Genomic DNA, 12037 nt, shown 5'->3' with positions numbered 1-12037 from the left:
CGAGTAGAGGGAGTGGTGTAGTCCACCGGGGTGAACTGCTCGTGACCGTACCCCGGGGCTCTGTGGTCTGTCAGTAGTCGGGGCGGGCCGATCTCGCCGGTCTTCGCGGATATTTTCGACGGGCGGGGTCAGGTCGTTGGTTACACTGCACGGGCACGATCCGTAGGGGTCCGTGCGCGCCTCCTTAGCTCAGATGGCCAGAGCAACGCACTTGTAATGCGTAGGTCGTCGGTTCGAATCCGACAGGGGGCTCCGCAAGCGAAAGGCCCAGGTCACCGGTGTGGTGGCCTGGGCCTTCGGGTGTTCGGGGGCTGCCAGTCCGGGAGGTCAGTGCCGCCCCGCCACCCGGTCCGCGAGGCGGGCCAGGCGGGAGGAGGCCGTGGTGTGGGTGGTCTGCTCGCGGTGGTCGGCCGCGTTGTACGTGGCGTACAGGCCGTGGACGCCCAGCCAGCGGAAGGGTTCCGGCTCCCACTTGCGGACCTTGTGGTTGACCCAGGGGAGCGTCGTGAGGTCCGTGGGGCCCGCCTGGCCCGAGTCCTGCTGGACCAGGTCGCGCAGGGTGCGGGCGGCGAGGTTGGCGGTGGCGACGCCCGAGCCGACGTAGCCGCCCGCCCAGCCGAGGCCCGTCGCGCGGTCCAGGGTGACCGTCGCGCACCAGTCGCGGGGGACGCCGAGGACGCCGGACCAGGCGTGGGTGACGCGGACGCCCGTGAGCTGGGGGAAGAAGCGGGTCAGGATGGCGTGGAGCGCCTCGATCGTGGCGGGTTGGGTGCGGCCGTCGTTGTCCGTCTTCGATCCGTAGCGGTACGGCATGCCGCGGCCGCCGAGCGCGATGCGGCCGTCGGCGGTGCGCTGGGCGTACATGTACGCGTGGGCCATGTCGCCGAGGGTCTCGCGGCCCTCCCAGCCGATGGACTCCCACTGGGCGGGCGTCAGGGGTTCCGTCGCGATCATCGAGGAGTTCATGGGGAGCCAGGTGCGGCGCTGGCCCTTGAGGGAGGCGGTGAAGCCCTCCGTGCAGCGCAGGACGTAGGGGGCGCGGACGGTGCCGTACGGGGTGACCGCGTGCTTCGGCATGATCTCCGTGACCGGCGTCGACTCGTGGATCGTCACGCCGAGGGCCTCCACGGTCCGGGCCAGGCCCTTGACCAGCTTCACCGGGTGCAGGCGGGCGCCGTGCGGGGTCCAGGTGGAGCCGACGGCGCCCGCGACGCGCACGCGTTCGGCGGTCTCGCGGGCGCCGTGCAGGGTGCGGCCCTTCTCGCCGTAGGAGAGTTCCGCCTCGTGGAAGGCCTTCAGGCGGGCCAACTGTGCCGGTGTGTAAGCGATTTCGAGTACGCCGCCCTGGTGGATGTCCGCCTCGATCGACTCCTCGGCCGCGGCGCGGACCACCTCGTCGACCGTCTCGTTCATGGCCTGCTGGAGGCGGACCGCGGCTTCGTGGCCGTGCAGCTTGGCGTAGCGGTCGCGGCCCGCGACGCCGTTGTAGAGCCAGCCGCCGTTGCGGCCGGAGGCGCCGTAGCCGCAGAACTTCTGTTCCAGGACGGTGATGCGGAGGAAGGGGGCGGCCTTCTTCAGGTAGTACGCCGTCCACAGGCCGGTGTAGCCGCCGCCGACGACGCAGACGTCCGCCGTGGCGTCGGAGGTCAGGGGTTCGCGGGTCGTGGGCAGGCCGTCGTCCGCGTACCAGAACGATATGCCGCCGTTGACCGGGCCGTTCGCGTTGTCCGTGTGGGTCGTGCTGCTGCTCATGGGCGGACGGTACTGCGCGGGTGGGGGCGGTGGGGAGGGGGTGAGTAGTGGGTGGGAAGGGGGTGGGCGGGGTTCGGTGGGGTTCGGGGAGGGGCCGGGTGGGGTCAGGGAGGGGTTCCGATACTTTGAGCGGGACCTGTCGGAGATCGAACCGATCGAACACCTGGAAGGCTCAACTCATGGCCGTACACAAGGCCGGGCGCAAGGCCGGGCGCGTCGCCACCGCGGTGGTGGCCGCGGCGCTGATCGGGGTGGCCGCGTCCGCCTGTGGTCCCGACGGTGGCGACAACGGCGGTGCCGACAAGGGCGGGAAGGCCGGGGAGTCTTCGTCCGCCGCGCCGGAGTCCAAGGCGCCGGAGTCCGAGACGCCCGAGGCCAAGGCGCCCGAGGCCGGTGGCTCCGGCGCTCCGGAGGCGAAGGCTCCGCCGGCCTCCGGGGAGCGGCTCGCCAAGGTGCCCGCCTCGGTGAAGGGCGGTGTGATCACCGTCGGCGACCCGAAGGCCGCGCACACGGTCAAGGTGTACGAGGACTCGCGCTGCCCGTTCTGCAAGAAGTTCGAGGAGGGCGGGGCGCAGGCCCTGGTCGGGCCGGTGGCCGACGGCAAGGTAAAGATCAAGTACACGATCGCGTCGTTCCTCGACAACAACCTCGGCGGCAGCGGCTCCGTGAACGCGGCGAACGCGCTGCGGGCCTCGGTGGAGGCGGGCAGGTTCCCGCAGTTCCACGCCGCGGTCTTCGCCAACCAGCCCGAGGAGGAGTCGGACGACGCCTACACCCCGGCCTTCCTGCTGAAGATCGCCGACAAGGTCGACGGGCTGCGGGGCGCCGCCTTCGACAAGGCGGTGACCAACGGGACGTACAAGAAGTGGGTCGGCGAGGCGATGAAGGCTTTCACCGATGACGGGATCGAGGGCACGCCGACCGTCTTGATCGACGGGAAGAAAGCGGCGGCCAACTCGCTCTACGAGCAAGGGGCGTTCGCCAAGGAGCTGAAGGCGGCCGGGATCTCCTGACGCCGGAAAACGCGTGTGCGGGGACGCGCACGCGTCGGTAGCGTGGCGGGCGTGATCGATATTCGCGTTCCGGACGAGCTGGTCGCCTCGCAGCACATGTACGCCGGTGCTGCCGGGCGCGCCTTCATCGACGTACTGCCCGCGCGCGTAGGGGAGTTCGTCGAGCGGTGGGATCTGACGCCGGACGGGGAGCCGATGCACGGGCAGGCCGCGCTCGTGCTGCCCGTGGTGCGCGGCGACGGGACGGCCGCCGTGGTCAAGTTCCAGGTGCTCGACGAGGAGACCGAGGGGGAGCCGGTCGCGCTGCGGGTGTGGGGTGGCGACGGGGCCGTACGGCTCCTGGACCATGACCCCGAGACCGGCACGATGCTGCTCGAACGCCTCGACGAGGGGCGGATGCTGTCGACGATGGCCGACACGCGCGCGGCCGTCCTCGTCGTCGCCGAACTCCTCGCCCGGCTGACCGCGGGGCCCGCGCCGGAGGGCATGCGGCGACTCGGCGACATCGCGGCGCGGATGGTCGAGGACCTGCCCGCCGCCCTGAAGGCGATCCCCGACCCGGCCGAGCGCGCGCTCGTCGAGCGGTGCGGGGGCGCGGTGCGCGAGGTCATGGGTGAGCCGGGCGACCGGATGCTCCACTGGGACCTGCACTTCGAGAACGTCCTGGCCGCCGAGCGCGAGCCGTGGCTCGCCATCGACCCCAAGCCGCTCGCCGGAGACCCCGGGTTCGACCTGTGGCCCGCCCTCGACAACCGGTTCGAACCGGACGAGGTGCTGTGGCGGTTCGACGCGATGACCGAGGTCCTCGGGCTGGACCGGGAGCGGGCGCGCGCCTGGACGCTGGGGCGGGTGGTGCAGAACGCGCTGTGGGACATCGAGGACGGGCGACCGCTGCCGGAGGACCACATGGAGATCGCGCGGCGGTTGACGGCGTCCGGGCGGTGACGCGGCGGTTGGCCGGTGGGCCCTCGGCGGCCCGGCGGGCGTGAGCGCCCGCGTGGTGAGACGGCGTTGACCCCGGCGTGCCGTCGCTGGCTAGCCTGCCCGCATGATTCGTACCGCCACGCCTGCCGACATCCCCGTCATCCACGCCTTGATCCGCGACCTCGCCACGTACGAGAAGGCGCCCGAGGAGGCCAAGGCCACCGAGGAGCAGCTGCGCGAGGCGCTGTTCGGCGAGCGGCCCGCCGCGTTCGCGCACATGGCGCAGGACGACGCGTCCGGCGAGGTGGTGGGCTTCTCCCTGTGGTTCCTCAACTTCTCCACGTGGCGCGGCGTGCACGGGATCTATCTGGAGGACCTGTACGTACGTCCTGAGGCGCGCGGCGGCGGGCACGGCAAGGCGCTGCTCACCGAGCTCGCCCGCATCTGCGTCGAGCGAGGCTACGAGCGGCTGGAGTGGTCCGTCCTCGATTGGAACGAACCGTCCATCAACTTCTACAAGTCGCTCGGCGCGCGGCCCCAGGACGAGTGGACCGTGTATCGGCTGACCGACGACGCGCTCACCGCACTCGGGTCGACGGTCAGGGTCGACGGTCAGGGCCGACGGTCAGGGGCTGAGTCCCGCGGGGAGAACCCGCGGGGCTTGAACCCGCGAGGCTAGAACTCGTCCACCGTGTGCGGCAGGAGGGCGGTGCGCAGCGCCGCGTCCAGGGCCGTCGCCGTGCCCGGCGTGTGCTCCTGGGCCAGGCCCGCGCGGACCAGGGCGGCGATGTCCGTGCCGCCCAGATAGGCGGCCGCCAGGTCGCGCACGTCGAGGGTGAGGTCCGCGGGGTCGTCCGTCCGCTCGTACGCGCAGCTCCCGGGGGCGGCTGTCAGGCGGTGGCGGCCCGCGTTGGCGGGGAGCCGGTCGTCGCGCACGTCGAGGACCGCGTCCACCGGGGCCGCCCAGGAGCGGGCGGTCAGCGCGGCGCGTACGTCGATGAGGCGGACCCACAGCGCGGGGAACTGTCCCGTGACCCGTACCTGGTCGCGATCGGCGGCGAAGAGCAGCAGCGGGTCGTCCAGGGGGCGGCCCCAGGCGCGGACCGTGCCCGTCAGGTCGATGGCGGTGAGGTAGCGCCACAGGGCGGCCGCGACGGCCGGGGTGTCCGCCTCCAGGTCGTCCAGGCGGACCAGGCCGGGGGCGTCGTCGCGGGTCTTGGTGCGGTAGATCGCGTAACCGGCGATGGGGGTGGGGGTTGTTGGGGTGTCGGGTGTGTGGGGTGCGTGGGGTGCGTGGGGTGCTTCGGGCGTGTGGGGTGCGTCGGGGGTGTGGGGCGCGTGGGGTGCGTCGGGGGGTTCGGGGGTGGTGCGGGAGAGGGCTGTCGGGTTTTCGACGGTGACGACTCGGGGCGGGGACAGTTCGTCGTCGTCCTCGTCCTCCTCCGCCATCCACTCCTCGCGCCACCACGCCTCCGTGCGGGCGAGACGGCCGGCGCGCCCGGTGCGGGTGCGGTCGTAATACGGGCCGAGCACCTCCGGTACGTCGGAGGGGTCAAGCAGGCGCAACGGGCGGTCGTCCGGCGTGATGCGCAGGGCCAGGGGGCGGCGGGAGTCGATCTCCACGGTGTTGCCGAGAGTGGCCGGGCCGAAGCCGAACCTGCCGTAGATCGCGTCCTCCGAGGCCCACAGGGCGGCGATCGGGGCGCCGTCCGCCGACGCCTTGGCGAACATCTCGGCGATCATCCCGGAGAGCACACCGCGTCGCCGGTGCGTCGGTGCCACGGACACGAACGTCAGGCCGGGGCAGGGGACTTCGCCACCGGGGACGGAGACGGTGAAGGGGAACGCCGCGAGGAACCCGACGAGTTCCTCGCCGTCGTACGCGCCGATGCGGACGCAGTCGAGCAGCAGGTCGCGGTGGTGCTTGCGCTTCTCGTCCTGCGGGCTCTCGTGGAAGACGAGGTACGCGAGGGACAGGGCGCGGTCGATGCCGGCCTCGGGGATGTCGCGGAACTGGATGTCGCGGAACTGGATGGGGGGTGCGGCTGGGGGGTGGACAGCTTCCATATCCATATAACGGACGTTAGTTCCCGGGTGCTGTGCGGACGAGTGGTTTTCGGCCGTGGGGGAGGCGCCGCGAGGGGCGTGGGTTCAGGGGATCAGGACCACCTTGCCCATCGTGGCGCGGGTCTCCAGCGCGCGGTGCGCCGCTGCCGCCTCCGCGAGGGGGAAACGCTGGACGGCCGGGGTGAAGTGGCCGGTCGCCGCCTCGGTGAGGGCGGCCAGTTCCAGGGTGCGGACGGGGTTGTCGCCGCCGGCCTTGCGCATCATGGCCGGGCCGAGGACGTTGAGCTGCGTGATGCCGCGGGCGGCGAGCTCAGCCTCGTCGAACGTCAGCGGCTCGCCGTCGTGCAGGCCCTTGCCCGACCAGCCGAAGACGACGTGACTGCCACCGGAGCCGAGCAGGTCGACCGCGGCCAGGCCCGCCTCGCCGCCCACGCCGTCGAACACGATCGTCGCGGCGCGGCCGCCGCGGCTCTCCCTCAGGTACGTGCGGACCTCGTCGGGCCAGGCCGGGTTCTTGTAGTCCACGGCGAGGTCGGCGCCGTTCGCCCGGACACGGGCCGTCTTCTCCGGGCCGCCCGCCAGACCGATGACCGTGGCGCCCCGGTGCTTGGCGTACTGCGCCAGCAGCGTGCCGATGCCGCCCGCCGCCGCGGGGATGATCACCACCGAGTCGGGGTCCGGCTCCGCGAACCGGACGATTCCCATCGTCGTGCGGCCGGTGCCGATCAGCGCGACCGCCTCCGCGAAGTCCAGGTCGGCGGGGATTTCGTGCAGGCGGGAGGCCTCGGTGACGGTCTGCTCGGCGTAGCCCCCGGGGGCGAAGCCGAGGTGGGCGACGACGCGCTTGCCGAGCCAGGCCGGATCGACTCCCTCGCCCAGGCCCTCGACCGTGCCGGCCACCTCGCGGCCGGGGATCGTGGGCAGAGGCGGGAGGTGGGGCAGCGGGCCCTGGAAGCCTTCGCGGATCGCGGTGTCCAGGAGGTGGACGCCGGCTGCGGCGACCTTGACGCGGACCTGGCCGGGGGTCGGTTCGGGGGCGGCCGTCTCCTCGTATACGAGGTTTTCGGCGGGGCCGAAGGTGTGGAGGTGGATCGCGTGCATGGTGGGCATGGCGGGCATGGTGAGCATGGTGGCTCCTGGGTGAGGGCGGGCGGTTGCCCTCACTGTTCAACCTGAAGCGGACTTGAGGTCAAGCCTGTCAAGCCTCGACCCGGTCAACGCCAGCGTCACCGCCTCCACCGCGCTGTTGAACGACACCTCGGACAGCAGGCCGGGCGCCGCGACCTGGTCGCCCGCCAGGTAGACGCCGTGGCCACGGTCGATCTTCGGGCGGTCGCGCCATGTCGTGCCAGGGCGGTCCAGCGCGCCCGTGCGGCCGTTCGCCACCGAGGCGCGGCGCCACGTCAGGCGGTCGCGCCAGCCGTCGAAGCCGAGGTCGAGCAGGTGCTCGGCGCGGGCCACGCCGGTCTGTTTCGTCTCGTCCGGGGCGAGGGGTATCTGTGCCTGGACGAGCTGTTCGCCCTCGGGGGCCAGCGTGCGGTCCTGGGCGGTGAAACGCTCCACCCAGCCCGTCCCGTCCAGGTCCGACACCGCGAACGCGTCTCCCCTGCGGGCGCGGAACGCCACGTCGACGAGGGCGGTGCGGCCGCTCTCCCAGCGCAGGGAATCGTCGCCGCAGAGGCGGCGGGCCGCGTCGAGGGACGTCGCCACGACGACCGGGCCGTTGCGGGTGACGTCGGCGAGGCTGTCGACGCGGGCCAGCGTCTCCACGCGCACGCCCAGGTTCCAGGCCAGCGCCGCCATGCGGTCGATGACCGAGGCCCAGCCGCCGCGGGGATAGTGCGCTTCTGGGGGCAGTTTCGCCGCGCGGCGCAGACGTTCCTGTACGAAGCGGGCGGAGAGGGAACCCGGGTCGTGGTGGAACGTCGCCACGGCGACGTAGTGCGCGGCGGCCCGCGCGCCCTCCTCGCCGACCTGGGCCGTCGCCCACGTGGTGAAGTCCTGGTCGACCGGGGCGCGTTCGGCCTTGCGGCGCAGCAGCTTGAGCATCGCGAGCGGTGGTACGCGGTGCAGCGTGCCGTGGTGGTGCAGGCGCAGCCGGGTGCCTTCGATGGGCGGCAGCGGGGCCAGGGGGCCGATGAGGTCGCGCTGTTTGAGCCAGGTCCAGTGGGGGCCGCCGTTGTAGAGGGCGTGCGGGCCCTCGTTCGTGCGGTACGGGCCCTCGGCGGTGCGGGCACGGCCGCCGAGGGTGTGGTGGGCCTCGTGCAGGGTGACGCGGGCGCCGGCCTCGGCGGCGGTGATGGCCGCGGTGAGGCCGGCGAAGCCGCCGCCGATGACGGTCAGGTGGGTGGTCGCTCGGGGCATTGCGGGCTCCCTCGGGGCGCGGGGTGTTTGTCTTCTCGACGCGCGAGGGCGGGTTGGATGTGACATCGCGGGTGATGGCCTGATGGGCGGGGCGTTGTCAGTGGCGGCGGGCACGATGGGGGCATGGCTCAGAAGGCGAAGGTTGTGCGGGGTACGAAGGCCGTGGGCGTCGTGAAGCAGGCGCGGCGGGCCGAGGTGCGGTTGCCGCCGCTGTCCCCCTTCGGGGGAGGGGAGCTGGAGCCCGACGGGGATTACGACGGGGTCGAGTTCCGCGGGCTCGACCTCGGGGGGCAGGACGCGGGCGGGGCGTTCTTCATGGACTGCGCGGTGGCGGGGTGCGGGGTCGGGGAGACCCGGCTGGCCCGGGCGCGGTTCGTCGACTCCGGGCTGAGCGAGCTGCGGGGTGTGGGGACGGACCTGGCGGAGGCGTCGCTGCGGGATGTGGAGGTGGTCGACGCGCGGCTCGGGGGCGTGCAGTTGCACGGGAGCGTGCTGGAGCGGGTTGTGGTGCGGGGCGGGAAGATCGACTACCTGAATCTGCGGAAGGCGCGGTTGCGGGACGTGATCTTCGAGGAGTGCGTGTTGGTGGAGCCGGACTTCGGGCTCGCGTCCTTGGAGCGGGTGGAGTTCCGGGGCTGTGTGCTGCGGGGGGTGGACTTCAGTGGGGTGCGGATGAAGGACGTGGATCTGCGGGGTGCGGGGGAGCTGGATGTGGTGCGGGGGTTGGGGGCGTTGGCCGGGGCGGTGATCAGCCCGGAGCAGTTGATCGAGCTGGCGGCGGGGTTTGCGGCGGAGGTGGGGGTGCGGGTGGCTGGGCCGGGGGAGTAGGTGAGGGGTTGCCGGGTGTGGGTTGTGGGTGGCTGGGCCCGGGTTGTGGGTGGCTGGGGTCGCCTTGGGTGTGTGGGTGGGGCGGGGCCGCGGGGGTACGTCCGTGCTCGCCATCTTGGCGCGGAGGCTTGGTTGCTTCGGTGCCCTGGTGACCACCACTGTGCTCCGCGCGCACATACCCCCGCGTCCCCTCGGGCACGCGGGCGACTGCGGCCCGTCGTCGGCTCATGGCTGCCCATGCCCCCGACCTCAACGTCCCGACGCCGGTTTGCGGGCACACCCGCCCGCCTCTACGTCGCCCGCCCTTACATCGCTATCCCGACGCCGGTCAGGGGCCCCACTCGCCCCTACCTCGACGTCTCGACGCCGGGTATCGGGCGGGTGGGTGGGAGAGGTCCGGCGTGGAGCGGTTCCGTTCCGTGGCGGGGGCATGCGCTCACCCGCTCCGCCTCTACCTCGACGTCTCGATGCCGGGTATCGGGCGGGTGGGTGGGAGAGGTCCGGTGTGGAGCGGTTCCGTTCCGTGGCGGGGGCGTGCGCTCACCCGCTCCGCCTCTACCTCGACGTCTCGATGCCGGGTATCGGGCGGGTGGGTGGGAGAGGTCCGGTGTGGAGCGGTGGGGTGGGGGATACCGCCGGGTGCCGCCAGGTCAGAGGCGAGGGTGGCGGGACTGGAGGGCCCAGAGCGCGGGGTTGCCCGCGAGGGACCCGTGGAGGTCCGTGAGGTCCGCGATGAGGTCATGGAGGAAGTCCCGCGCCTCGCGCCGCAGCTCCGCGTGGGAGAAGGTCAGGGGCGGCTCCTCGGCGTCCATCCAGTCCGCCTCGATGTCCACCCAGCCGAAACGGCGGGTGAAGAGCATGCGGTCCGTGGACTCCGTGAAGTCCAGTTCCGCGTACTGGGGGCGGGACGCCCGGCTGCCGAGGGGATCCTGGTCCAGGCTCTCCACGATGTCGCACAGCGCCCACGCGAAGTCCAGGACGGGCACCCATCCCCAGGCTGTGGACAGCTCCCGGTCCGCCTTGGTGTCCGCCAGGTACACGTCCCCGCAGAACAGGTCGTGCCGGAGCGTGTGGACGTCCGCCCTGCTGTAGTCCAGCTCAGGGGGGTCCGGGAAGCGGGCGGAGAGGGCGTAGCCGATGTCGAGCACAGGTCGATGGTGTCACGCCGGAGGGGGCCTCACGGCAGTAGTCGCTGCTCCTTCGCCACCGCCACCGCGCCCGCTCGCGTGTCGACGCCCAGCTTGTCGTAGATCCGGCCCAGGTGGGTCTTGACCGTGGCCTCGCTGATGAACAGGGCGCGGGCGATGTCGCGGTTGCCGAGGCCGCGCGAGAGCTGGCCGAGGATGTCGCGTTCGCGGTCGGTGAGGGTGGGGCGCGGGGCGCGCATGCGGGCCATGACGCGGGAGGCGACCGGCGGCGAGAGCGCGGTGCGGCCCTGGGACGCGGCGTGGATGGCGGAGAAGAGTTCCTCGGGGCGTTCGGCCTTGAGGAGGTAGCCCGTCGCGCCCGCCTCGATCGCCCGCGTGATGTCCGCGTCCGTGTCGTAGGTCGTCAGGACCAGGACGTGGGGCGGGGCGCCGGAGGACGGTGACGTGATGCGGCGCGTCGCCTCCACGCCGTCGATGCCCTCGCCCAGCTGGAGGTCCATCAGGACCACGTCCGGCGTCAGCTTGGCGGCCAGGGCGACCGCCTCCTCGCCGGTGCCCGCCTCGCCGACCACCTCGATGTCCGGCGCGCTGCCGAGCAGGGCGAGCAGGCCCGCGCGTACGACGACGTGGTCGTCGCAGACCAGGAGACGTACCGGCGGGCGGGGTGTGTTCATGACGGGGACTCCAACGGGATCGATACGGACAGGACCGTGCCCTCGCCCGGCGCCGACTCGATGGTCAGTGTGCCGCCCAGTTGGCCCGCCCGAGCGCGGATCGCGGGCAGGCCGTGGCCCCGTACGCCCGCCGCGGACTCGCCCGCCGCGTACGGCTCGAAGCCGCGGCCGTCGTCTGCCACGTCCAGGACCACCTGGTCGCCCAGGAGCGTGAGGGTCAGCGCCGCCGTGGTGGCGTCCGCGTGTTCGCGTACGTTGGCCAGCGCGCCCTGTGCGATGCGGACAAGCGCCGAGCTGACCCGGTCCGGCAGCGGCACCGGCGTGCCCTCCGCGTGGAAGCGGACGGTCAGCGTCGCGTCCGACTCCCGCCGCGCCAGCGTCCGCAGGGCCTCGGCGAGGCCGCCGCCGTCCGCGAGGTCGGCGGGCGCCAGGTCGTGCACGAAGCGGCGGGCCTCGGCGAGCCCGCGTTCGGTGATCGACTCGGCGGTACGGACGTGGGTGCGGGCCCTGGCCGGGTCGGTGTCCCATAGGCGGTCGGCGGCCTGGAGCAGCATCTGCTGGCTGGACAGGCCCTGGGCGAGGGTGTCGTGGATCTCCATGGACAGCCGCTGACGTTCGGCGAGGGTGCCCTCGCGGCGTTCGGTGGCGGCCAGTTCGCGGCGGGTGCGCAGGAGATCGTCGATGAGTTCGCGCTGACGCGCCGCCTGGCGCTGCATGTAGAGGAAGACGGCGCTCGCCACCGCCGCCCACGCGGGCGGCGCGAACAGCAGGTTCGGGTCGAAGTGGCCCGCGAGCTGCAACTGCGCGGCGACCACGAAGGCCGTCAGGACGGCCACCAGGAGCAGGGCCGCGCGGGGCGGCAGCGTACGGAGCCCCGTATAGAAGAGCGGCACCGCGCACCAGGCGAAGCTCGGCGCGAGGCTCACGAGGACGCTCCAGGCCGCCACGACGAGGATCAGCCAGGCGAGGCGGTGCGGGGTGGACCGGGTGCCGAGCGCGGGGCCGGACACGTAGAGCAGCGCGAGGCAGACCGAGAGGGCGATGATCCAGGGGGTGCGGGGCTCACCGGGGTGCCGGAGCAGGAAGCGCACCAGCGAGGAGCCGAGGAGCAGGAAGAACGCCGTGTGCATGACGGCCGCGAGCCAGCGGGCGTCGGGGTCGGGCGTCCCCGCCTCCACGGCCACCGGGTCCGGGTCCGGATCCAGGGCCGGCGCGTGCTGTGCCACCGCGGGGCCTCCCTCTCGTATGCGTGACGCCCTCGTTGAAC

10 protein-coding genes, 1 tRNA gene and 1 pseudogene are annotated in these 12037 nt (G+C 72.7%); 5 read left to right on the top strand and 7 right to left on the bottom strand.

Going from position 1 to position 12037, the window contains the following annotated elements:
• Positions 1-178: 178 nt before the first annotated feature.
• A tRNA-Thr gene (locus tag ACOBQB_RS26860) sits at positions 179-252 on the top strand.
• A gap of 75 nt (positions 253-327) precedes the next feature.
• On the opposite strand, the gene ACOBQB_RS26855 is transcribed toward ACOBQB_RS26860, so the two are convergent.
• Entirely contained in the window at positions 328-1752 is a 1425-nt protein-coding gene (locus ACOBQB_RS26855; protein ID WP_423595044.1) for an NAD(P)/FAD-dependent oxidoreductase, read from the bottom strand.
• A 179-nt stretch (positions 1753-1931) separates the two neighbouring features.
• Here ACOBQB_RS26855 and ACOBQB_RS26850 point away from each other — a divergent pair, with 179 nt between their 5' ends.
• The 3 genes and pseudogenes from ACOBQB_RS26850 to ACOBQB_RS26840 all read left to right on the top strand — a co-directional run.
• Positions 1932-2765, top strand: a complete 834-nt coding sequence (locus ACOBQB_RS26850) for a thioredoxin domain-containing protein (protein ID WP_423595042.1) — start codon at positions 1932-1934, stop codon at positions 2763-2765.
• A gap of 42 nt (positions 2766-2807) precedes the next feature.
• Complete coding sequence (locus ACOBQB_RS26845; protein ID WP_423595040.1) at positions 2808-3710, top strand: aminoglycoside phosphotransferase family protein; 903 nt, start codon at positions 2808-2810, stop codon at positions 3708-3710.
• Between the two features lie 103 nt (positions 3711-3813).
• Positions 3814-4284, top strand: a pseudogene (locus ACOBQB_RS26840) (GNAT family N-acetyltransferase); the annotation flags it as partial.
• 80 nt (positions 4285-4364) lie between these two features.
• Here the strand turns inward: ACOBQB_RS26840 and ACOBQB_RS26835 are convergent.
• The 3 genes from ACOBQB_RS26835 to ACOBQB_RS26825 all read right to left on the bottom strand — a co-directional run bounded on the left by ACOBQB_RS26835 (position 4365) and on the right by ACOBQB_RS26825 (position 8120).
• Positions 4365-5756, bottom strand: coding sequence for a GNAT family N-acetyltransferase (locus ACOBQB_RS26835; protein WP_423598788.1), 1392 nt, complete (start codon positions 5754-5756; stop codon positions 4365-4367).
• Positions 5757-5840: 84 nt separating this feature from the next.
• On the bottom strand, positions 5841-6857 hold the full coding sequence (locus ACOBQB_RS26830; RefSeq protein ID WP_423598786.1) for a zinc-binding dehydrogenase: 1017 nt from the start codon (positions 6855-6857) through the stop codon (positions 5841-5843).
• 66 nt (positions 6858-6923) lie between these two features.
• A complete protein-coding gene (locus ACOBQB_RS26825; RefSeq protein ID WP_423595038.1) occupies positions 6924-8120 on the bottom strand; it encodes an FAD-dependent oxidoreductase in 1197 nt (398 codons plus the stop codon).
• A 123-nt stretch (positions 8121-8243) separates the two neighbouring features.
• On the opposite strand from ACOBQB_RS26825, the gene ACOBQB_RS26820 reads away from it, so the two are divergent.
• Positions 8244-8948 carry a pentapeptide repeat-containing protein gene (locus tag ACOBQB_RS26820; RefSeq protein ID WP_423595036.1) on the top strand — a complete coding sequence of 235 codons (705 nt, stop codon included), beginning with the start codon at positions 8244-8246 and terminating at the stop codon, positions 8946-8948.
• 650 nt (positions 8949-9598) lie between these two features.
• Here ACOBQB_RS26820 and ACOBQB_RS26815 read toward each other — a convergent pair.
• From ACOBQB_RS26815 to ACOBQB_RS26805, 3 genes are read right to left on the bottom strand one after another with little or no spacing between them, the layout of a single operon-like run.
• Entirely contained in the window at positions 9599-10096 is a 498-nt protein-coding gene (locus ACOBQB_RS26815; protein ID WP_423595034.1) for a hypothetical protein, read from the bottom strand.
• Between the two features lie 29 nt (positions 10097-10125).
• A complete protein-coding gene (locus ACOBQB_RS26810) occupies positions 10126-10770 on the bottom strand; it encodes a response regulator (protein WP_423595032.1) in 645 nt (214 codons plus the stop codon).
• The gene (locus ACOBQB_RS26805; protein WP_423598784.1) at positions 10767-11900 is read right to left on the bottom strand and encodes a sensor histidine kinase; all 1134 of its coding nucleotides are present in this window, start codon (positions 11898-11900) and stop codon (positions 10767-10769) included. The genes ACOBQB_RS26810 and ACOBQB_RS26805 overlap by 4 nt, the downstream gene beginning before the upstream one ends.
• Positions 11901-12037 lie beyond the last annotated feature (137 nt).

It is taken from the genome of Streptomyces sp. G5(2025) (assembly GCF_049542075.1).
GTDB lineage: Bacteria > Actinomycetota > Actinomycetes > Streptomycetales > Streptomycetaceae > Streptomyces.
The sequence above is the reverse complement of the archived record's forward strand: the minus strand, read 5'-3'. Positions and strand labels throughout refer to the sequence as shown.